The sequence below is a fragment of the Marinovum sp. PR37 genome, assembly GCF_028807375.1.
Taxonomy (GTDB): domain Bacteria; phylum Pseudomonadota; class Alphaproteobacteria; order Rhodobacterales; family Rhodobacteraceae; genus Marinovum; species Marinovum algicola.
In genome coordinates this window covers 143,460-165,003 of sequence record NZ_JARAML010000006.1, presented here as the reverse complement: position 1 = coordinate 165,003, position 21,544 = coordinate 143,460, and the positions used below count along the sequence as shown (strand labels likewise).

Genomic DNA, 21,544 nt, shown 5'->3' with positions numbered 1-21,544 from the left:
GCCCCCAACGCCTCCGTGGCGTGAACGGAGACAGGCCGGCGCGCGCCAGCGCCCCGCGAGAGAGCCGCTAGCCGTTCTCGTGAAAGAAGGCGTAGATCTTCTCCGCCAGCGCCTCCGACACGCCGTCCACCGCCTTGAGGTCCACCAGGTTGGCCCGGCTCACCGCCTTGGCCGAGCCGAAATGCGCCAACAACGCTCGCTTGCGCGCCGCGCCGACGCCGGCGATCTCGTCCAGCGGCGTCGCCCCGACCGCCTTCGATCGTTTCGCCCGGTGGGTGCCAATGGCAAAGCGGTGCGCCTCGTCGCGCAGGCGCTGGATGAAATAGAGCACCGGGTCATTGCGGCGCAGCGCCATCACCCGCTGGCCGACCCGGTGGAACTCCTCCTTGCCCTGATCGCGGTCGATGCCCTTGGCGACGCCGACCATCGGAATATCCTCGACGCCGTATTCGCGCATGATCTCGGCCACCGCCGAGACCTGGCCGGCACCGCCGTCGATCAGAAGCAGGTCGGGCCAGAGCCCTTTCTCGCGCTCCGGGTCCTCCTTCAGCAGCCGCTTGAAGCGCCGAGTGAGCACCTCCTTCATCATGCCGAAGTCATCCCCCGGCGTCAGGTCGTCGCCACGGATGTTGAACTTGCGATAATGGCTCTTCATGAAGCCCTCGGGCCCCGCCACGATCATCGCCCCCACCGCATGGGCGCCCTGGATGTGGCTGTTGTCATAGACCTCGATCCGAGCCGGCGGACGGTCGAGCCCGAAGGCTTCGGCCACACCCCGCAACAGCTTGGCCTGGGTCGCCGTCTCGGCCATCTTGCGGCCCAGGCTCTCGCGGGCGTTGCGGGTGGCGCTCTCGATCAGCTCGGCCTTTTCGCCGCGCTGGGGCACCAGCAACGAGACCTTGCGCCCGGCCTTCTGGCCCAGCGCCTCGACCATCAGGTCGGCGTTCTCGATGGCATGGCTCAGGATCAGCTGCTTCGGCGGCTCCTTGCTGTCGTAGAACTGGCCGACAAAGGCCTCGAGCACCTCGGCCGCCTCCACATCCTCGCCGACCCGGGGATAGAAGTCGCGGTTGCCCCAGTTCTGCCCGGCGCGGATGAAAAACACCTGCACGCAGGCCTGGCCGTTCTCCAGGTGCAGCGCGATCAGGTCTGCCTCGTCCACCGTGCGCGGGTTGATGCCCTGCGCGGTCTGCACCTGGGTCAGGGCGCGGATGCGGTCGCGCAGGCTGGCGGCGCGCTCGAATTCCATCGCCTCCGAGGCCGCCTGCATCTCGCCGGCCAGCTTTTCCTGTATCTTGGTCGACCGGCCCGACAGGAAGCGTTCGGCATCGCGCACGCTCTCGGCATAATCCGCTTCCGAGATCTTGCCGACGCAGGGCGCCGAGCAGCGTTTGATCTGGTGCAGCAGGCAGGGTCGGGTCCGGCCTTCGAACATCGTGTCGGCGCAATTGCGCAGCTGAAACACCTTCTGCAACTGGCTCAGCGTGCGATTGACCGCGCCGGCGCTGGCAAAGGGGCCGTAATAGGCCCCCTTCTCCTTCTTGGCGCCGCGATGCTTGCGAATCATCGGATAGGCGTGATTGGTCACCTGGATATTGGGAAAGGATTTGTCGTCGCGCAGCAGCACGTTGTACTTGGGCTTGAGCTGCTTGATCAGGTTCTGTTCGAGCAGCAGCGCCTCGGTTTCGGTCCGCGTCGTCAGGAACATCATCGAGGCGGTATCGCGGATCATCCGGGCGATGCGCGGGCTGTGCCCGGCCGGCCGGGCATAGTTCGACACCCGCGCCCGCAGGTTGCGCGCCTTGCCGACGTAAAGCACGGCGTTCTTGGCATCCAGCATCCGATACACGCCGGGCGAACTGTCCAACGTCTTGAGATAAGCCTGAATACAGGCGTGGCCGGTCAGGTCCGGGGCAGCCCGCCCCTCTGGCAATTCCGTCATTGCGTTAACCTATGATTCCCCTTCTGGCGCTGCAACGGCCTCCCTACGGCGGCAAGCAAAAACAAATCCACGGATCCTGTGGAGAACTCTGGGGGTTACAACTGGAGACCGGGGTTTTTCCGTTTTCTTCACGCGGGTTGATTAAATTGCCTATTTTTTAGGCACATTTTCAACCCCTTGATTTCAAAGGAAACTTTAATCTCTAATTTGTAACACCATGAAAACTTTGCAGATTCTCGATTTTTCGCCGAGGGCGACTGCGGGCAGTGCACAACTCGTCCGAGGCCGGTCTCAAAGCGTCTTCAAAACGGCTCATTCCACCCCGAGAATGTCAGGGGTCTGCCATCCGAGGTGCTGCCCGCCATCGACGCAGATCAGCTGTCCGGTCACCGCCTTCGCCTCCAGCAGATACCCCAGCGCGGCGGTGATATCCGCGGGGTCGGCGCCCCGGTTCAGCACCGTGCCGGCGCGCTGGCGGTCGAAATGCTCCTGGCTCTGGCGGGCGCCGCGCAGTGTCGGTCCGGGGCCGATGGCATTGACCCGCACGTCCGGCGCCAGCCCCTGTGCCGCCGTCCGGGTGAGCGCCCAAAGGCCCATCTTGGCCAGCGTATAGGTCGAGAATTCCGGCGTCAGCTTGCGCACCCGCTGATCGATCATGTTGACCGCCAGGCCCTGCGCCACCGGCTCGCCCGCCGCGTCGGCCACCGCCTTTGGTGCCTGCGCCGCGAGCGCCTGGATCAGCACGTAGGGCGCGCGCAGATTGCTTTCCATGTGCCGGTCCCAGCCCCTGCGGGTGGCCGTCTGGATCGTGTCGTATTCGAAGATCGAGGCGTTGTTCACCAGCACCGTGACCGGCCCGCCCAGCGCCTCGGCCGCCCGCGGCAAGAGCGCCTGCGTCGCCGCCTCGTCCAGGAGATCGGCCTCCAGCGCCACCGCCTTGCGCCCCATCGCGCGGATCAGGCTGACCACCTCGTCGGCGGCCTCGGCCGAGCTGGCGTAATGAACCGCCACATCATGGCCCCGCTCGGCCAGACAAAGCGCCATGGCCCGGCCCAACCTCTTGCCCGCTCCCGTCACCAGTGCCCGCATCCCGGCCTCCTTCTCAGGCGATCACCACCACAATATATCCGACATACAACGCCGTGAGCACCACGCCCCAAAGCCGCCCCATGTCCCAGCGCAGGAACACGAAGGGAAAGATCAACAGCGACGCCCCCAGCATGACCCAGAGATCAAAGGTCAGGAACTGCGCATCCACCGGCACCGGATTGATCAGGGCGGCCACGCCGATGATGGCGAGCAGGTTGAACATGTTCGACCCGATCACATTGCCCAGCGCCACATCCGCCTGCCGTCGCAGCGCCGCCATCACCGTGGTCGCCAGTTCCGGCAACGAGGTGCCCACCGCCACCAGCGTCAGCCCGATGACCGTGTCCGAGACGCCATATCGGCGGGCGATCACCGCGGCATTCTCGACCAGCAGGTCGGCACCCAGCGGCAGGCCGACGAGGCCCAGCGCCAGGAACATGGCGATCTTGGCCCAGGACATGCTGGGATCGGCGCCTTCGAGATCGTCCACCGTCTCGACCGCAGCCGCGGCTTTGGCATCGCGCCGATGCTGCACCGCCTGGCGCGAGGCGAGGTAGAGCATCGCCCCCAGCGCCGCGAGAAGGATCAGCGCCGACCACCAGACAAAGACGCCGACAAAAGCCAGCCCGATGAACAGCACCGAGGCGATCAGCATCTGGACATAGGTCGCGCGGGTGTCACAGCCCGAGGTATGCAGGCCGGAAATGATCGCCGGCAGACCCAGCACCAGCAGGATATTGGCGGTGTTCGAGCCGACGACATTGCCCAGCGCGATGCCCGGGGCATTCTGCAACACCGCCTCGATGGCGATCAGCAGCTCCGGCGCCGAGGTGCCGAAGGCAACGATCGTCAGGCTGACGATCAGCGCCGGAATACCCACCCGCAGCGCCAGGTTGACCGCGCCCTTGACCAGCGCGTCGCCGGCCAGCACCAGGATCACCAGCCCCAGTCCACAAAGAAGCCAGACCGTCATCCCCGGCGACCCTTGTCCTTGCCGCAGGGGCAAGGGCCCTTGCCGATCCGGTAGCGTCCGCAAGCCGGGCATTTCGCCGAGGTCAGGCGTTTCGGCAGGCGCAGCTTTCCGAACATGGCCAGCACGCCCATCCCGATGAGAAACAATGTGACAATCTTGACGATCACGTCAGAGCCCGAACCGGGCATAGGCCGCCCGCTCTTCGATCAGCCCCAGGGCATCCTCGGCCAGCGACAGGCCGAGCCGCTGCGCCAGGCTGCGTCCGCGGCCGTAGCGGCGGAATTTCACCTTGTCGCCGAACCGGTCCTTCATCACCTGATCGAGATGGCCGATGCCGTCGATCAGCCCGACTTCCTGCGCCGTCTCGCCGACCCAGATCTCGCCGGTAAACAGATCGCGGTTGTCGGCCAGCTTGGCCCCGCGGCGTTCCTTGACCTGGCTGATGAAATTCACATGCAACTGGTCGAGCAGGCGCCGCAACCGCACCACATCCTCTTCCTTTTCCGGCTGGAAGGGATCGAGAAAGCTCTTGGACGCGCCAGCGGTATGCACCCGCCGTTCGAGCCCTTGACGGGCAAGAAAGACATTGGCGCCGAAGCCCGCCGAAATCACCCCGATCGAGCCGATGATCGAGGAATGGTCGGCGTAGATTTCATCTGCCGCGCTGGCCAGCCAATAGCCGCCCGAGGCCGCCACATCCTCGACGAAGGCAATCACCGGAATGTTCTTTTCCGCCGCCTGCCGCCGGATACGGCCGGCAATGAGCGAGGATTGCACCGGCGAGCCGCCGGGGGAATTGATCTCCAGCGCCACCGCATCGGGTTTGCCGCGTTTGAAGACCTTTTCGATCAGCGGCGCCAGCGAAGTATCGCTGAGCGCCATGCGCCCCCCGAGGCCAATCGCGCCGTTGAGCCGCAGGACGGCCACGGTGGGCCCGGATTTCACAAAGGGAAGCCAGCGTTTCATGACGAGGGATCTAGAAGGCCGGGCACCGATAAACAAGGTTCATCTGCGCAATCTCTTCAGCGGGTGCGAAAACCCCGGGCATATCCTTGCGTCACACAGACCCCGGGCGTCCGTTCCCGGCAGCACGGCCACCACCTGCCCAGGGCACCCGGTCAGGTCCGGATGCGCCAGCCGGTGCGAAAGATCCACCAGACGATGGCAAGGCAGAGCGTGGTGAAGCCGGCGATCGCCAGCAGGCTCAGCCCGATGGGCACGTCTGACGTGCCGAAAAAGGCCCAGCGGAAGCCCGAAATCAGATAGACCACCGGATTGAAGAAGGACACCCCCTGCCAGAACGGCGGCAGCATCGAGATCGAATAAAACGACCCCCCGAGGAAGACCAGCGGCGTCACCACCAGCAGCGGGATAAGCTGCAATTGCTCGAAGTTTCTGGCCCAGATGCCGATGATGAAACCGAAGAGCGAAAACGAAATGCAGGTCAGTACCAGAAAAGCCAGCATCGCCATCGGGTGCAGGATCGTGAGATCGACAAAGAAGGCCGAGGTGGCCAGGATCACCAACCCGATGAACAGCGCCTTGGTCGCCGCCGCCCCGGCAAAGCCCACCACGATCTCGAGAAAGTTGATCGGCGCCGAAAGCAACTCGTAGAAGGTGCCGATGAATTTCGGGAAATAGATGCCGAAAGAGGCGTTCGAGATTCCCTGGGTCATCACCGTGAGCATGATCAGCCCCGGCACGATGAAGGCGCCATAGCTGATGCCTTCTACCTGATCGATGCGGCTGCCGATGGCGGTGCCGAAGACCACGAAATAGAGCGAGGTGGAAATGACCGGCGAGATGAAGCTCTGCGCCAGAGTGCGGAAGAACCGCGCCATTTCAACCTTGTAGATGGCTCCGACCGCGCGCAGGTTCATGCCGCTTCCTCCTTGCCGTTGTCGGCCACAAGGTCGACGAAAATCTCTTCCAGACTGGACTGCCGGGTTTGCAGGTCGCTCATCTGCAACCCGGCCCCGGACAGGTCGGACAGCAGCTTGGTGATGCCGGTGCGGTCGGCGTTGGTGTCATAGCTGTAGCGCAGCGCGGCGCCGTCCTGGACGATCTCCAGCTCATAGCCCGACAGGCTCGCCGGAATGGTTTCGACCGGATCGGTCAGCTCGATGTCGAGCGTCTTGCGCCCCATCCGCGCCATCAGCGCCGTCTTTTCCTCGATCAGCAGCAGTTCGCCCTTGGCGATCACCCCCACCCGATCGGCGATGGCCTCGGCCTCCTCGATGTAGTGGGTGGTCAGGATGATGGTCACGCCCGAGGCCTTGAGCTCGGCCACCACCTTCCACATGTCGCGGCGCAGCTCGACATCGACCCCGGCGGTGGGCTCGTCGAGAAACAGCACCCGGGGCTGGTGGCTCAGCGCCTTGGCAATCAGCACCCGGCGTTTCATGCCGCCGGAGAGCTCCATGGTCTTGGCATTGCGCTTGTCCCAGAGCGACAGGTCGCGCAGCACCTTTTCGATATGGGCGTCGTCGCGCTTGCAACCGAACAGCCCGCGTGAATAACGCACCGCCCGGATCACCGTCTCGAAAGGTTCGAGCGAGATTTCCTGCGGCACCAGGCCGATCATCGCGCGCGCGGCGCGAAAGTCGGTGACGATGTCATGCCCGCCGACGCGCACGCTGCCCGAGGTGGCATTGGTGATGCCGCAAACGGTCGAGATCAGCGTCGTCTTGCCGGCGCCGTTCGGCCCCAGCAGCGCCAGGATCTCGCCCTCGCGGATATCGAGAGACACCCCCTTGAGCGCTTCGAAGCCGCCGTCATACACTTTCTTCAGGTCGTCGATTTCCACGATCGTCGTCATCGGAGCCTCCTTGCGCGCGCAGCGGCAATCTAATGGTCATGTGTGACGGTGCAATATGCAATTCGCGGCGCAGAGCCGCTTGTGCGGTGACGCACATAAGACGGCGCGGCGCCAACTTGAAGCACGTCCCCCAAAGCGCTCCGCGTCCCGGACCCCGATCCGGGACCTCTTGGGCCAAGGGGGGGCCGGATCAGGTCCGGGGCGCGCGCCTTACATTCCGCGCACCGTCTCGATCATCAACGCCACGTTCTCCGGGTCCGCATCCGGGGTGATCCCGTGGCCGAGATTGAAGATATGCGGCCCGCCGCGAAAGGCTTCGACAATGGCGCGGGTCTCCGCAACCAGGGCCTGGCCGCCGGTGACCATATGCGACGAGGCGAGGTTGCCCTGAACGCAGCCATCCACCTGCACATGCGCAGCCGCCCAGGCCGCATCGACGGAATTGTCGAGCGCCACGCAATCGGCGCCGGTCGCCTGATGGAAGCCGACGTATTTCTCGCCCGCCTCACGCGGAAAGGCGATCACCGGAATGCCCGGATGCTTTTGCTTCAGCGCCGCGATGATCCGCTTGGCCGGGGCCAGCGCATAGCGGTCAAAATCCGCCCCCTTGAGCGAGCCGGCCCAGCTGTCGAACAATTTCACCACCTCGGCCCCTGCTTCGATTTGCGCCGAGAGATAGTGAATCGTGGCCTCGGTGATCCGATCCAGCAGCGCCTCGAAGAGCGCGCGGTTTTCGTCTTTCAGCGCATGCGCCGGGCCCTGATCGGGCGTGCCGCGCCCGGCGATCATATAGGTCGCCACCGTCCAGGGCGCGCCGGCAAAGCCGATCAGCGTGGTCTCCGAAGGCAGCTCGCGCGACAGGAGGCGCACCGTCTCATAGATCGGCGCCAGGGTGTCGTGGATGTCCGAGGCCGGTTTCAGCGCGTCGAACTGCCGCTGTTCTGTGATCGTCGACAGCCGCGGCCCCTCGCCGGTGACAAACCACAGATCGGCGCCCAGCGCCTGCGGCACCAGAAGGATATCGGCAAAGAGGATCGCGGCGTCGAACCCGTAGCGCCGGATCGGCTGCAAGGTCACCTCGGCGGCCAGCTCGGGATTGTAGCACAGCGACAGGAAATCGCCCGCCTGGGCCCGTGTCGCGCGGTATTCCGGCAGGTAGCGGCCGGCCTGACGCATCATCCAGATCGGCGGCACCGGCAGGGTCTCGCCCGCCAGCGCGCGCAGGATGGTCTTGTTCGCTTGGGTCATGCCGGTCTCCGCTTTGGTTCCGGGGTTGGTCTCTCGCCCGGACAGCGATGTCAAGCCAGCCGCTTGCCACGCCCCGGGCCCGCAGCTAGACATCGGCGCATGACGCATGCCCTCCCCTCCCCCGACGCGCCGCTGAAAATCGGCACCCGTGGCTCGCCGCTGGCGCTGGCCCAGGCGCATGAAACCCGCGCCCGCATCTGCGCCGCCTTCGCCCTGCCCGAGGCGGCATTTGCCATCGTGGTGATCAAGACCACCGGCGACGACCGGGCGCTGATCGCCAGTGATACACCGCTCAAGGAGCTGGGCGGCAAGGGGCTGTTCACCAAGGAGATCGAGGCGGCCCTGCTTTCCGGCGCCATCGACATCGCGGTGCATTCGATGAAGGACATGCCGGTCGACCAGCCCGAGGGCCTTGTGCTCGACTGTTATCTCCCGCGTGAGGATGTGCGTGATGCCTTTATCTCGCCCCGCCTCGGCGGCATCGCCGATCTGCCTCGCGGCGCGGTGGTGGGCACCTCGTCGCTGCGGCGCCGGGCGCAGCTGCTCAACCGCCGTCCCGATCTCGAGGTGGTGCAGTTTCGCGGCAACGTCCAGACCCGGCTGCGCAAGCTCGAGGAGGGCGTCGCCTCCTGCACCTTTCTCGCCATGGCCGGGCTGACCCGGCTGGGCATGCTGGCCGAGGTGCCGGCCTATCCGATTGCCCCCGAAGACATGCTGCCCGCCGTGGCCCAGGGCGCCATCGGCATCGAACGGCGCGCCGATGACACGGCCACCGCCGCCCTGCTCGAGCCGATCCATCACCGCGAGACCGCCCAGCGGCTTGCCGCCGAACGCGCCTTTCTCGCTGCGCTCGATGGCTCCTGCGAAACACCGATAGCCGGGCTGGCCGAGCTTTCGGGGGGCACGTTGCGCCTGCGCGGCGAGATCCTGCGGCCCGACGGCTCCGAGACGCTGACCGATGCGGGCGAGGCGCCGATCGCCGATGGCGCGGCGCTGGGCCGCGACATGGGCCGCCGTCTGCTGGAGCGCGCGGGCCCCGGTTTCTTCGATTGGCGGAGCGCATAGGCGTCGGAGTTTCGCGTAAACGCGGCGTCCTTTAGCGCTAGCGTGACGATTTTGGCCTGTTGCCGCCGGAAACCAGCCTTTATCAACAACCCCGGACAAGAAGTTCTGACTCGGCCCGCAAGGGGCGAAAACCAATAGGAGAGTTGCGCAGATGAAGGTCCTCGTACCCGTCAAACGCGTGATCGACTACAACGTGAAGGTTCGTGTCAAAGCGGACGGCAGCGGTGTCGATCTGGCCAATGTCAAGATGTCGATGAATCCCTTCGACGAGATCGCCGTGGAAGAGGCGATCCGCCTGAAAGAGGCCGGCAAGGCCGAGGAAATCGTCGCCGTGTCCATTGGCGTCAAGCAGGCGCAGGAAACCCTGCGCACCGCACTGGCGATGGGCGCCGACCGCGCGATCCTGGTGGTGGCCGCCGATGACGTGCACAAGGACATCGAGCCGCTGGCCGTGGCCAAGATCCTGGCGAAAATCGTCGAGGAAGAGGCCCCCGGCCTCGTGCTTTGCGGCAAGCAGGCGATCGACAACGACATGAACGCAACCGGCCAGATGACCGCCGCGCTGCTGGGCTGGAGCCAGGCGACCTTCGCCTCCGAGGTCGATATCGAGGGCGAGACCGCCAAGGTCACCCGCGAGGTCGACGGCGGCCTTCAGACGATCAGCGTCAAGATGCCGGCCGTGGTCACCGTGGACCTGCGCCTCAATGAACCGCGCTATGCCTCGCTGCCCAACATCATGAAGGCCAAGAAGAAACCGCTCGAGGAAAAGACCCCCGAGGATTACGGCGTCGATGTGGGCCCGCGGCTCGAAGTGCTCAAGACCGAAGAGCCGCCGGCGCGCGCGGCCGGCGAAATGGTCGGTTCGGTCGACGAGCTGATCGCGAAACTCAAAGCTGCGGGGGCTGTTTAAATGGCTGTACTCCTTCTTGCCGAAGTCAATGATGGCGAGCTGAGCCTCGACGCCACCGCCAAGGCGGTGAACGCGGTGGCCCAGCTGTGCGACGTGCATGTGCTCTGCGCCGGTGGCCATGCCGCCGCCGCAGGTGATGAGGCCGCGAAGATCGCGGGTGTTGCCAAGGTTCTGGTGGCCGAGGATGCCTCGCTGGGCCACCGGCTGGCGGAATCCACCGCCGCGCTGATCGTCAGCCTGGCCGAAACTTATGAACATATCGTTGCCCCGGCCACGACCGATGCGAAAAACGTGCTGCCCCGCGTGGCGGCACTGCTCGACGTCATGGTGATCTCGGATGTCTCGGGGGTGATCGACGGTGCCACCTTCGAGCGCCCGATCTATGCCGGCAACGCGGTGCAGACGGTAAAATCCTCGGACGCCAAGAAGGTGGTCTCGATCCGCACCTCGACCTTCGACGCGGCGGGCGACCAGGCGGCCGCCCCGGTCGAAACCATCGGCGCGGCCGAGAATCCGGGCCTGTCCGAGTGGGTCGAGGACAAGCTGGCCGAGAGCGACCGGCCGGAGCTGACCTCGGCGGGCGTGGTTGTCTCGGGCGGCCGCGGTGTCGGTTCGGAAGAGGACTTCAAGATCATCGAAGCCTTGGCCGACAAGCTCGGCGCGGCGGTCGGCGCCTCGCGTGCGGCGGTCGATTCGGGCTTTGCGCCGAACGACTGGCAGGTTGGCCAGACCGGCAAGGTCGTGGCGCCGGACCTCTATATTGCCGTCGGCATCTCTGGCGCAATCCAGCACCTTGCAGGGATGAAGGACTCGAAGGTCATCGTCGCGATCAACAAGGACGAGGAGGCGCCGATCTTTCAGGTGGCCGACTATGGCCTGGTGGCGGATCTCTTTACCGCGGTGCCCGAACTGACCGAGAAACTGTGAGGCGCGGTGGGTTGAAAACCCACCCCGCACCTTCCGAAGGCCCGCCCGAAAGGGCGGGCCTTCTTCGTTTCGGCGCGGCGATGCCCCCGCCCCCCGTCACACGGGCCACTGCCGTCTTTGCCGCCCGGCCTGCCGTCCTATAACAAGGGGCATGGCCGGCGTTCTCACCTTCACCGACAGGGGCATCTATTGCCCGGCGGGCGATTTCTACATCGACCCCTGGCGCCCGGTGGCGCGCGCGCTGATCACCCACGGCCATTCCGACCACGCCCGCCCCGGGATGGGGCGTTACCTGGCGACCGAAGGCACAGCCCCGGTGCTGCGCCACCGGCTGGGCGATGACGCCCGGATCGAGACCATCGCCTATGGAGAGACCCGGCGGATCGGCGATGCAGACGTCTCCTTTCACCCGGCCGGCCATGTGCCCGGCTCGGCGCAGATCCGCGTCGCGGTTGCCGGCGAGGTCTGGGTTGCCTCGGGCGATTACAAGACCGTCGATGATGGGCTCTCAGAGGCCTTCGAACCGGTGCGCTGCCATGCTTTCATCTCGGAATGCACCTTTGGCCTGCCGATCTTCAAATGGACCCCACAGGAACAGCTCGCGCAACAGATCAACGGGTGGTGGGCCGCCAATGCGGCCGAGGGGCGGGCCTCGATCCTTGGCGCCTATGCGCTGGGCAAGGCGCAGCGGCTGATGCGGACGGTGGACGCCGGGATCGGCCCGCTTCTGACCGTGACCGCGGTGGAAAACACCAACGCAGTACTGCGCGCCCAGGGGATCGCCCTGCTCGGGACGCAACCGATCACCGAGGACGTCTCGGCCAAGAGCCATCCCGGCGCGCTGATCATCGCCACGCCGGGCAGCACGACGCAGAATTGGGCACGGCGCTTCCCCGGGGCCGCCACCGCCTTTGCCTCGGGCTGGATGACGCTGCGCGGCGTGCGCCGGCGGCGCGGCATCGATCGCGGTTTCGTGGTCTCCGACCATGCCGATTGGGCGGGGTTGAACGCCGCGATCAAGGCGACCGGGGCCGAGAAGGTCTTTGTCACCCACGGCTACACTTCGGCATTTCAGCGCTGGCTCTGCGAACAGGGCCATGACGCCCATGTCGTCTCGACCGATTACAGCGGCGACGATGGCGAGGACGCGACATGAAGGATTTCGCCGCCCTCTTCGCCCGCATCGACGAAAGCACCAAGACCAATGTCAAACTCGCGGCGCTGGCCGATTACCTGGGCCGCGCCACGCCACAGGATCGGCTCTGGACCATCGCGCTCTTTACCGGCCGCCGGCCGAAACGCGCCGTCACCGCAACCCGGCTGCGCCAATGGGCGGCCGAGGTGGCGGGGTTGCCCGAATGGCTCTTCGAAGACAGCTATCACGTGGTCGGCGATCTGGCCGAGACCATCAGCCTCGTCCTGCCCGCCCCCCGCGAACCGCGCGACCAAAGCCTCAGCCACTGGATCGCCACGGTCAAGGCGCTGGCGACGCTCGACGAGGCGGCGCGCAAATCCGCCGTCATCGCCGCCTGGGACAGCCTTGCCACGCAAGAGCGGTTCTTGTTCAACAAGCTGCTGACCGGCGGCTTTCGCATGGGTGTCAGCGCCCGGCTGATGACCCGCGCGCTGGCCATCTCCACCGGTCAGGACGCGGCGGTGCTGACCCACAAGCTGATGGGCAACTGGACGCCGGAAACCACCAGCTGGGAAGCGCTGATCGAGGCCGATGACCCGACAGCCGATCTTTCGCGCCCCTATCCGTTCTACCTCGCCCATCCGGTGGAAAACCCGGCCGAACTGGGCGCCCCTGCCGGGTGGCACGCCGAACGCAAATGGGATGGCATCCGGGGCCAGTTCATCCGGCGCGGCGGCAGGCATCACATCTGGTCGCGGGGCGAAGAACTGATGACCGACCGCTTCCCGGAGCTGGCGCAGCTCGCCGATTTCCTGCCCGACGGCACGGTGATGGACGGCGAGATCCTGGCCTTTGCCGAAGGTGCGCCACTGGGGTTCAACGCCTTGCAGAAACGCATCGGGCTGAAGAAGGTCTCGGCCAAGGCGCTGCGCGAGGCACCAGTGATCTTCATGGCCTACGATCTGCTCGAAGCCGGGGGGGCGGATCTGCGGCAGGAGCCGTTCGACGCGCGCCGGGCCCGGCTCGAAGCTGTTCTGACCGAAGTGCCTCCCGACGCGCCCCTGCGGCTGTCGCGGGAAGTCGCCTTTGACAGTTGGGCGGCGCTGGCCGCGGTCCGGCACGAGAGCCGCAGCCACAATGTCGAGGGCCTGATGATCAAGCGCCGCGCCAGCCCCTATCTGGCCGGCCGCAGGCGCGGCGACTGGTGGAAATGGAAGGTCGATCCGCTGACCGTCGACGCGGTGATGATCTATGCGCAATCGGGCAGCGGCCGGCGCGCCAACCTGTTCACCGATTTCACCTTCGCGGTCTGGCACGGCGACGATCTGGTGCCCTTCGCCAAGGCCTATTCCGGCCTCACCGATGCCGAGTTCCGCGAGATCACCGCCTGGGTGCGGCGCAACACATTACAGCGGTTCGGCCCGGTCCGGCAGGTCACGCCGACCCATGTCTTCGAGATTGCCTTCGAGGGGTTACAGGCCTCGTCGCGCCACAAATCCGGCGTCGCGCTGCGCTTTCCGCGCATGCTGCGCTGGCGCAAGGACAAGCCGGTCGCGGAGGCCAACACCCTGGCCGACCTCAACGAAATGCTGGCGCTTTACGGCTGAGCCGACCGGCCTCCAAACCACCCCGTCCCGGGCCTGACCCGGGACCCCGCGGCCCGCCCGCGAAGAGGCCCCGGCGCGGGGGCCGGGACGCGATGTATTTGGCGCGCAGGTTGCGCCGGCGCAGGGACAAGCCGGTCGCGGAGGACAACCCCCCGACTGACCTCAACGAAATGCTGGCGCATTGCGGCTGAGCCGACCGGCCACCAAACCACCCCGTCCCGGGCCTGACCCGGGACCCCGCGACCGCCAGCGAAGGGGCCCCGGCGCGGGGGCCGGGGCGCGATGTATTTGGCGCACAGGTTGCGCCGGCGCAGGGGCAAGCCGGTCGCGGAGGACACCCCCCCGACTGACCTCAACGAAATGCTGGCGCATTGCGGCTGAGCCGACCGGCCACCAAACCACCCCGTCCCGGGCCTGACCCGGGACCCCGCGATCCCCGAGCGAAGGGGCCCCGCCGCGGGGGCCGGGGCGCGATGTGCGTGCGCTATCAAGGTCCGGCCTCGTCCAACGCCTCGGACAGCAGCCGCGCCATCACCCCCTCCGCCCAGCGATCCGCCGCCGCGCCGAGGCAATCGTGCAGCGAATCCGCCGCGATCACGCTGCCGAGCGACAGCCGCCCCAGCAGATAGAACCCCGCTTGCGGCGCCCCGTCGCGGCCGACCACGGTGCCATCGGCGAGGGTCTGCGCGCCCAGCCCCTCGGCCACCGGCACCAGCCGCCCGGCGGCACACAGGGACCGGATCAGCGGCGCCGAGACGATCGCGATGTCCGGGTCGGGCAGCACCGCGTCGATCATCACGTCGACCTGCGCCTCGGCCTCGCCGGCGGTCATTTCCCAGCCGGTCTCGATCAGCGCGATCGCCGGATCGGCCGACAGTCGCATATCCACCAGCCCGGCATCCGCCAGCGCCAGCCATTCCCGCGCCGAAGCCACCGGCGGGCCATAGGAATAGCGTTTCAGCCCCTCGTCGAACCCCACGATCAACGCCGCCGTTTCGGCCGGCGGACGGGCCGGGTTGAAGCCGGCGCGCAGGTGGTTCTGCCAGTGCCGCCAAACCTGGCCCACGGTATAGCCCACCGAAGGCGCGCGACTGCCCTCGGCCATGGCAATGCCCTGGCGCAGGGTGTCGACCGGGCCGGCGGTCTCCTGCGTGCCGGGCGCATCCCATTCGCATTCGAGCCAATCGGCCACCTGCGCGGCGCCGTCTTCGTCATCGGCGTCGCGCAGGATACGCGTCACCGGGGCGATCAGCGCCGCGTTGATCAGCCGCCGGGCGGTGTAGGGTGCCGACTGGGCGGCCTCGGCCATGGCGTCATCGAAAATCCGCGTCTCGGCCAGTCTGGGGGCATACCGCCGATCCAGCGCGCCGGTCTCGGGCTTGGGAAAGGGCGGCAGACCATCGAGCGAAAAGGGCAGGATGCGCGCCGGCTCGCGCCCCGACGGCAGGTATTGCCCGTCAAAGAATGCCCCGCCCTGCGCCACGGTCAGCCCCCGAAGCACGTCGATCGCCGACAGCCCCATGCCGCGGATCGCCACGGTGCAGCCACGCCAGCCCTGTGCCGCAGCGATCAGCTGCCGTGCCGGATAGGCCTGGGCCACCGCGCCCTGGCCGCGGGCGGCATGGCCCTGCCACTGCGCCCATTGCCGGTCCGGCTCCACCGAGGGCTGACCGGGGGTGAGCAGCACCGCGGCATAGGGCCCGTGCCAGCCCCGGTCAGAGCGCAGCTCCCAGCCACCCGCCAGCGGGCGCAGGGCCTCGATCCGGGCTGGCACCAGCGTCACCGCCATTCGGTCGAGCGCATGGAGATCGGCGAACCGCGCGGTGAGATAACCGCCGATCTCTGCCCGGGTGGGGAAGCTGTCGGGATCGAGCGGCGCGTCGAACTGCATGTCGAACCGTCCGACGCGCGAAACCTCCGGCGGCGGAATGTCGAGAGCGCGCAACGGGGTGTTGAGCAGGCAGACCGGCGCCTCGTCGGGCGCGAAATTCGGCCCCGCGCCCGGATCCGCCCGCGGCTCGAAGACATCGACGCAGAGCCGGTCGCCCGCGCCCGGCCAGCGCGCCGCCAGCGCTTCGAGCGCGCCCAGCCCGCGTGGGCCCATGCCGATGATCGCTATGCGCCGCGCGCCGCGCTCTGATGGCATCTCGTCCTCTCCGTTCCGGTTGAAGGCATCGTCTGCCCGCGCCCCGCTACCGGCTTCCCAGGTACTTCGTGATCTGTTCGCGGAAATGCGGAACCGCTTCGGGGTGATTGGCGTAATCCTCCGGCGACATCAGCATCCAGCCCTGGCCTTCGTTGCCAAAGACGATGTCGGCCACGGTATCTTGCGGCAGATGGGCGGCAAAGAACACCATCGGCCCGATCGGCCGGTCATAGGCGCTTTCATAGACAAGCTGCTTGCGGTCCAGCCGCAGCCCCACCTCTTCGTGGGTTTCGCGCAGCACGCAATCGGCAGCGGATTCGCCGCATTCGCGCCCGCCGCCCGGCAGATCCAGGTGGTTGGGCCAGGGGATATCCGGATCGTTGTCGCGCCGGATCACCAGCAGCTTGCCGCCGATGAACAGCGCCAGCTTGGTACCTGCAAATTGCGAATTCTCCATACTGCCTCTCGCTCTGATGGGCCGCGTTCCGTATATATAGTGTGCCTTTTGCCCGAGTCCTCCAAATGCCCACCCTTTGCCGCGACTGCCTTCACGAATTCGACAGCGGCACCGCCTGTCCGGCGTGCCGGTCGCGGCGCGTGGTGGCGCACAAGGAACTTATGGCGCTGAGCATCGCCCATATGGATTGCGATGCCTTTTACGCCAGTGTCGAAAAACGCGACGATCCCACGCTGGCACACAAGCCGGTGATCATCGGCGGCGGCCGGCGCGGCGTGGTCTCGACCGCCTGCTATGTAGCGCGAATCCGCGGCGTGCGCTCGGCAATGCCGATGTTCAAGGCGCTGAAGCTCTGCCCCGACGCGGTGGTGATCAAACCGCGGATGAGCGCCTATGTCGAGGTCTCGCGCGCCATCCGGGCGATGATGGACGAGCTGACGCCGGTGGTGGAGCCGCTGTCGCTCGACGAGGCCTTTCTCGACCTCACCGGCACCGCGCGGCTGCATGGCCATCCGCCGGCGGTGATGCTGGCCCGGCTGGTGCGGCGGATGCGGGACGAGCTGGGCGTGACCGGCTCGATCGGCCTGTCGCACAACAAGTTTCTTGCCAAGATCGCCAGCGATCTCGACAAGCCGCACGGTTTCTCGGTGATCGGCCAGGCCGAGACCGAGGATTTCCTTGCCGGCAAGCCGGTGCGGATGATCTGGGGCGTCGGTCAGGCGACGCAGGAGGCGCTGGAGCGTGCCGGCATCCGCAGCTTCGACGATCTTCGGCGCTGGGACGAACGCGATCTGACGGCACGTTTCGGCTCGATGGGCACCCGGCTGTGGCACCTGGCGCGCGGGCAGGACCGGCGGCGGGTCTCGGCCCATGCGCCGGTCAAGTCGATCTCGAACGAAACCACCTTTGGCGAGGACACCTCCGACCCCGATCTGCTCGACGGGCACCTCTGGCGCATGGCCGAAAAGGTGGCAGACCGCGCCAAGGCCAAGGACAAGGCCGGGCTGGTGGTGACGCTGAAGCTGAAACAGGCGAATTTCCAGACCCTCTCGCGCCGGCAGTCGCTGCGCGACGCGACGCAGATGGCCGACACGATCTATCGCTGCGCGCGCGGGTTGTTCGATGCGGTGGGCGACAAGGGGCCCTATCGGCTGATCGGCTGCGGCCTGTCGCATCTGGTGCCGGCGGCCGAGGCCGATCGTTCGGCCGACCTGCTCGATCCCAATGCCGCGCGCCGCGCCGGCGCCGAACGGGCGACGGATGCGATTCGCGCCCGCTTCGGGCCGGATGCGATTCTCAAGGGCCGCGCCCTGCGCTAGCCGGCAGACCCGGCCGCCCAGAGGTCCCGGACCCGGTCCGGGACGGGTGGACCCCGGCCGCCGCTACTCCGCCGCCATCGGCATGTCCTGACCGCCGATGGTGGCGATCTCGGACACGACACCGCGCAGCACCTTGCGAAATGCCTGGAAATTGGCATTCGGCCGGATCGCATGTTCGTTCATGTAGATCGACCGGTCGATCTCGATCTGCACCGCATGCTGGCGCCGCGACGGGCGGCCGTAATGCTGGGTGATATAGGCTCCGGCAAAGGGCGCATTGCGCACCACGCAGAGCCCGGCATTGAGAAAGGCGGTCTCGATCCGGTCGACCACCGCCGCGCTGGCCGAGGCGCCGAACCGGTCGCCGATGACAACCTCGGGCCGCCGCGCCCCGGACCGGGCGATGGGATCGAGCGCCTCATGCGGCATCGAATGGCAATCGACGAGAATCGCCTCGCCGAACCGGTCATGCGCCTCGGTCAGAAGCTGCTGCAACTGGCCGTGATAGGGCCGCCAGTACTTTTCGATTCGCATTTCCGCCTCGGAGAGCGACAGCTTGCCGCGATAGATCGACCGGCCGCCGGCCACGACACGGGGAATCACGCCCAGGCCCGAGGTCACCCGCGGATTGTGCCCGGGCTTGCGCGCGCCCTCGATCAGCGCCGGGTCCAGCTCGTCGGCCGAGCGGTTCAGATCGATGAAGGCGCGTGGTGCGCCGGCCCTGAGAAAGGCCGCGCCAAACTGCGGGGCGCATTCGAAAAGCCTGTCTACATAGGCATCTTCGGAGGTTCGGATCACATGTTCGTCGAGCACCGTGCGCCGCAGGAACGACCAGGGATAATCCCGCCCGGAGTGCGGTGACGCGAAAACAACCGGTGTGGCGGGACGCTCCGGCCGGGTCAGGTGAAAGGCGAATTTCGGCACGAAGCCCTCCTTCGGATGTGCTTGGATCATAGTCCCTTTTTTTTCCCTAGCAAAAGCCCTTGATCCCCCCACCGTTCCCTTTTATAGAACCGGCCACTGGCGCGGGGTTCCGCGCCCCATTCATTTGGGGCTCCTGGCCGGTTCGGGTTTTCCGGGCGATTAGCTCAGCGGTAGAGCACTTCGTTGACATCGAAGGGGTCACTGGTTCGATCCCAGTATCGCCCACCATTTCACCGCCCTGTCCCCCGGGACAAGGCAGACCGCAACCAAGGCGCACGCCACGCGCCGCGTAGAAGGAGAGACGGACATGAAAGTCAAGAACTCGCTCCGTTCGCTCAAGAATCGCCACCGCGATTGCCGCGTTGTGCGCCGCAAAGGCCGCGTCTATGTGATCAACAAGACGCAGCGGCGGTTCAAGGCCCGTCAGGGCTGAGCGCTGACAGCGACGAATTCGGAAGGCCGTGCGAGAGATCGCGCGGCCTTTTCGATTCGCCGTCGGCGGTTCCCCGGGGGCTACAGACCCTCCGCCAGAACGAGGTCGGTCTCGGCACAGGTTTCGCGGGCCGCGCGCGCCGCGCCATAGGCTTCTGAGTCGTAGAACGCCTGCGCCGCCGCGAGGCTTTCGAACTCGATCACGACGGCCAGCCCCTCGGCCGCGCCTTCGCGGTGGTCCGGCGCCGGGTTGCGCACCAGCACCTTGCCGCCATGCGCCTCGATTGCCGGTCCCGAGAGCGCCTTGAACTCCTCGAAGGCCGCCTTGTCCTGCACGCGGATATGCGCAATGAGATAGCCCTTCGGCATGCTGCTGCTCCTTTTCGACCTGTTGCGATGGCTGCCGCGATCATAGCATGACCGGTCCGGCGTGGCAGCAGTTGAGCGCCGCCCGGTTCTGTCCCATAGTCACAGCAAAAATCCAGAGCAGTGATCCCAGTGACCAAGTACCTCCTGATTCACCAGAATTTCCCCGGCCAGTACAAGCATCTCGCTCCGGCGCTGGCGGCGCGTGGCGATCAGGTGGTCGCGCTCACCCCCAAGGTGGACAAGGTGACCAAGTGGCTGGGTGTCACCATCCTGCCCTACAAGTACCAGGGCAAACCCGCCCGGGGGCTGCATCCTTGGCTGGTCGATTTCGAAACCAAGTTCATCCGCGGCCAGTCCTGCTACCGCGCCGCCCGCGCGCTCCGGGAACGCGGCTTCACGCCGGATGTGATCCTCGCCCATTACGGCTGGGGCGAGAGCCTGTTTCTCAAGGATGTCTGGCCCGAGGCCCGGCTTGGCCTCTATTGCGAGCTCTACCACACCGCCGATTACCCCTTTGTCGGCTTCGACCCGGAGTTTACCGGCAGCGCGCCGGAGGCCGACGCGCTGCGTCTGCGCATGAAGAACCTCAACAACCGGCTGCATTTCGAAATCGGCGATGCCGGAATCAGCCCGACCGCCTTTCAGGCCGACACTTTCCCGCCCGAGATGCGCCAGCGGATCACCGTGGTGCACGATGGCATCGACACCGCCCAGGTCACCGCCGACGACACCGCGCGCCTGGCCCTGCCGGACGGCAGCGAGGTGACGCCGGAGGATGAGGTCATCACCTTCATCAACCGCAATCTCGAGCCCTACCGCGGCTATCACGTCTTCATGCGCGCCCTGCCCGAGCTCTTGCGGCGGCGGCCGCGGGCGCAGGTGGTGCTGATCGGCGGCGACCAGGTGAGTTATGGCGCCAAGGCGCCCGATGGCCAGACCTGGAAACAGGTGTTCATCGACGAGGTGCGCGGCCAGATCCCCGATGCCGATTGGGCGCGGGTGCATTTCCTCGGCCGGGTGCCTTACGACACGTTCCTGTCGTTCATGCGGGTCAGCCGGGCGCATGTCTACCTGACCTACCCCTTCGTGCTGAGCTGGTCCCTGCTCGAGGCGATGAGCGCCGGCGCGCCGATCGTGGCCAGCGACACCGAACCGGTGCGCGAGGTGCTGAGCAACGGCGAAACCGGGCTTCTGGTGGATTTCTTCGACCGCGAGGCGCTGGTCGATCAGGTGTGCACCCTGCTCGACGATCCCGCGCTGCGGGCACATCTGCGGGCCGCAGCGCGGGCCAAGGTGGTGGCGGAGTACGACCTGAAATCCACCTGCCTGCCGCGGCAACTGGCCTGGGTCGACGGGCTAACGCAGCTCGATCCGCGCCCGCCGCTGGTCTGAGCGGGCGCGCCGGGCGCCAGCCCGCTCTCCGGCGAGACCGCAACACCCGAGGCCGGGGCACGGCGGCCGCATGACGGGGTCAAACCACGCCGTAACGTGCCATGAAGGTATCGACCGCCCCCCGGATCACCCGGTCGATCTCTTCCGGTTCGAACCGCGTGGCGACGTTGAAGATCATCCGCGTCCAGAGATCGGCCTTGCACAATTCGGCAAACTGATCGGCCGCCAGGTCGAAATCCTCGATCCGCAGATCGCCGCGCGCCGCCGCCGCCTGCAAGTAATCCCGCACCGCGCAATGCATCACGGCGGGGCCGGAGTTGTAAAACTGCCGGCCCAGATCGGGGAACCGGTCGGCCTCGGCCACGCAGATGCGAAAGATCGACTGGCCGAACTCGGACAGGATGAAACCGAGGAACTGCCGGCCGCATTTCTCCAGCACCTCGCGCGGCGGTGCCTCGGCATCGATCACCGTCAGCGCGTGATCGGCCTGACGGCAGCATTCGCAGGATGCAACCTCGGAAAACAGCAGCCGCTTGTCGGGAAAATAGCTGTAGAGCGTGGCCTTCGACACCCCGGCCGCCCGGGCGATATCGTCCACCGAGGCGCCTTCGAACCCATGCGCGAGAAAGACGTCGCGGGCCCCGGCCAGCACCTGATCGAATTTACGGCCCCGGCGCACCTGCGGCATCTCTGCGCCGTCCACCAGCCTGGCATCTGAGCTCATCTCGCCTCTCCCCGTTTCCTCATAGCTATAGACCAGACAGTTCAGTTTCAAGCACGGGCGGGCCGCG

The 21,544-nt window shown here is 66.6% G+C and carries 21 protein-coding genes and 1 tRNA gene; 9 read left to right on the top strand and 13 right to left on the bottom strand.

Translation table 11 applies throughout. The features are described 5' to 3' along the window. Positions 1–67 precede the first annotated feature (67 nt). The 8 genes from uvrC to hemE form a co-directional block, all read right to left on the bottom strand. The gene (gene uvrC / locus PVW49_RS07640) at positions 68–1,942 is read right to left on the bottom strand and encodes an excinuclease ABC subunit UvrC (protein ID WP_074836995.1); all 1,875 of its coding nucleotides are present in this window, start codon (positions 1,940–1,942) and stop codon (positions 68–70) included. Positions 1,943–2,254: 312 nt separating this feature from the next. Beyond that, on the bottom strand, positions 2,255–3,031 hold the full coding sequence (locus PVW49_RS07635) for an SDR family oxidoreductase (RefSeq protein WP_274590257.1): 777 nt from the start codon (positions 3,029–3,031) through the stop codon (positions 2,255–2,257). 13 nt (positions 3,032–3,044) lie between these two features. Beyond that, a complete protein-coding gene (locus PVW49_RS07630; RefSeq protein ID WP_274590256.1) occupies positions 3,045–4,004 on the bottom strand; it encodes a calcium/sodium antiporter in 960 nt (319 codons plus the stop codon). Next, the gene (locus PVW49_RS07625; protein ID WP_074836992.1) at positions 4,001–4,192 is read right to left on the bottom strand and encodes a hypothetical protein; all 192 of its coding nucleotides are present in this window, start codon (positions 4,190–4,192) and stop codon (positions 4,001–4,003) included. Before PVW49_RS07625 ends, PVW49_RS07630 begins: the two co-directional genes overlap by 4 nt. Continuing rightward, positions 4,173–4,970, bottom strand: coding sequence for a S49 family peptidase (locus PVW49_RS07620; RefSeq protein WP_048529476.1), 798 nt, complete (start codon positions 4,968–4,970; stop codon positions 4,173–4,175). Before PVW49_RS07620 ends, PVW49_RS07625 begins: the two co-directional genes overlap by 20 nt. Positions 4,971–5,122: 152 nt before the next feature. Further along, positions 5,123–5,884: an ABC transporter permease gene (locus tag PVW49_RS07615; RefSeq protein WP_048529474.1), complete on the bottom strand. Its 762-nt coding sequence runs from the start codon at positions 5,882–5,884 to the stop codon at positions 5,123–5,125. Next, positions 5,881–6,822: an ABC transporter ATP-binding protein gene (locus tag PVW49_RS07610; protein WP_074836991.1), complete on the bottom strand. Its 942-nt coding sequence runs from the start codon at positions 6,820–6,822 to the stop codon at positions 5,881–5,883. The genes PVW49_RS07615 and PVW49_RS07610 overlap by 4 nt, the downstream gene beginning before the upstream one ends. 210 nt (positions 6,823–7,032) lie before the next feature. Continuing rightward, positions 7,033–8,070: a uroporphyrinogen decarboxylase gene (hemE, locus tag PVW49_RS07605; RefSeq protein WP_274565820.1), complete on the bottom strand. Its 1,038-nt coding sequence runs from the start codon at positions 8,068–8,070 to the stop codon at positions 7,033–7,035. Positions 8,071–8,169: 99 nt separating this feature from the next. Between hemE and hemC the strand changes: the two genes are divergently transcribed. The 5 genes from hemC (at position 8,170) to PVW49_RS07580 (ending at position 13,714) form a co-directional block, all read left to right on the top strand. Then, the gene (gene hemC, locus PVW49_RS07600; protein WP_074836989.1) at positions 8,170–9,135 is read left to right on the top strand and encodes a hydroxymethylbilane synthase; all 966 of its coding nucleotides are present in this window, start codon (positions 8,170–8,172) and stop codon (positions 9,133–9,135) included. A gap of 151 nt (positions 9,136–9,286) precedes the next feature. After that, positions 9,287–10,045 (top strand): electron transfer flavoprotein subunit beta/FixA family protein, encoded by a 759-nt coding sequence (locus tag PVW49_RS07595; RefSeq protein WP_274590255.1) that lies wholly within the window; start codon positions 9,287–9,289, stop codon positions 10,043–10,045. Beyond that, positions 10,046–10,972 (top strand): electron transfer flavoprotein subunit alpha/FixB family protein, encoded by a 927-nt coding sequence (locus PVW49_RS07590; RefSeq protein ID WP_274590254.1) that lies wholly within the window; start codon positions 10,046–10,048, stop codon positions 10,970–10,972. Between the two features lie 151 nt (positions 10,973–11,123). Then, on the top strand, positions 11,124–12,128 hold the full coding sequence (locus PVW49_RS07585; RefSeq protein WP_274590253.1) for a ligase-associated DNA damage response exonuclease: 1,005 nt from the start codon (positions 11,124–11,126) through the stop codon (positions 12,126–12,128). Then, positions 12,125–13,714: an ATP-dependent DNA ligase gene (locus PVW49_RS07580; RefSeq protein ID WP_274590252.1), complete on the top strand. Its 1,590-nt coding sequence runs from the start codon at positions 12,125–12,127 to the stop codon at positions 13,712–13,714. Before PVW49_RS07585 ends, PVW49_RS07580 begins: the two co-directional genes overlap by 4 nt. A 487-nt stretch (positions 13,715–14,201) precedes the next feature. Here the strand turns inward: PVW49_RS07580 and PVW49_RS07575 are convergent, their stop codons facing one another. Together PVW49_RS07575 and PVW49_RS07570 are read right to left on the bottom strand one after the other, a co-directional pair. After that, complete coding sequence (locus PVW49_RS07575; protein ID WP_274590251.1) at positions 14,202–15,860, bottom strand: FAD/NAD(P)-binding protein; 1,659 nt, start codon at positions 15,858–15,860, stop codon at positions 14,202–14,204. Positions 15,861–15,906: 46 nt separating this feature from the next. Further along, entirely contained in the window at positions 15,907–16,317 is a 411-nt protein-coding gene (locus tag PVW49_RS07570; RefSeq protein WP_048529457.1) for an NUDIX hydrolase, read from the bottom strand. A gap of 65 nt (positions 16,318–16,382) precedes the next feature. Between PVW49_RS07570 and PVW49_RS07565 the strand changes: the two genes are divergently transcribed. Then, positions 16,383–17,636 (top strand): DNA polymerase IV, encoded by a 1,254-nt coding sequence (locus PVW49_RS07565; protein ID WP_048529456.1) that lies wholly within the window; start codon positions 16,383–16,385, stop codon positions 17,634–17,636. A 63-nt stretch (positions 17,637–17,699) separates the two neighbouring features. Here PVW49_RS07565 and PVW49_RS07560 read toward each other — a convergent pair whose 3' ends face one another. Further along, positions 17,700–18,560, bottom strand: coding sequence for an N-formylglutamate amidohydrolase (locus PVW49_RS07560; protein WP_074837034.1), 861 nt, complete (start codon positions 18,558–18,560; stop codon positions 17,700–17,702). Positions 18,561–18,713: 153 nt separating this feature from the next. Between PVW49_RS07560 and PVW49_RS07555 the strand changes: the two genes are divergently transcribed. Together PVW49_RS07555 and ykgO are read left to right on the top strand one after the other, a co-directional pair. Further along, positions 18,714–18,788, top strand: a tRNA-Val gene (locus PVW49_RS07555). A gap of 79 nt (positions 18,789–18,867) precedes the next feature. Beyond that, complete coding sequence (ykgO, locus tag PVW49_RS07550; RefSeq protein WP_008562923.1) at positions 18,868–18,993, top strand: type B 50S ribosomal protein L36; 126 nt, start codon at positions 18,868–18,870, stop codon at positions 18,991–18,993. A gap of 80 nt (positions 18,994–19,073) precedes the next feature. Here the strand turns inward: ykgO and PVW49_RS07545 are convergent, their stop codons facing one another. Next, positions 19,074–19,361, bottom strand: a complete 288-nt coding sequence (locus PVW49_RS07545; RefSeq protein ID WP_074836984.1) for a DUF1330 domain-containing protein — start codon at positions 19,359–19,361, stop codon at positions 19,074–19,076. 129 nt (positions 19,362–19,490) lie between these two features. Between PVW49_RS07545 and PVW49_RS07540 the strand changes: the two genes are divergently transcribed. Beyond that, positions 19,491–20,753, top strand: coding sequence for a glycosyltransferase (locus PVW49_RS07540; RefSeq protein WP_274590250.1), 1,263 nt, complete (start codon positions 19,491–19,493; stop codon positions 20,751–20,753). Between the two features lie 79 nt (positions 20,754–20,832). On the opposite strand, the gene PVW49_RS07535 is transcribed toward PVW49_RS07540, so the two are convergent. Then, positions 20,833–21,477 carry a TetR/AcrR family transcriptional regulator gene (locus PVW49_RS07535; protein ID WP_048529450.1) on the bottom strand — a complete coding sequence of 215 codons (645 nt, stop codon included), beginning with the start codon at positions 21,475–21,477 and terminating at the stop codon, positions 20,833–20,835. Positions 21,478–21,544 lie beyond the last annotated feature (67 nt).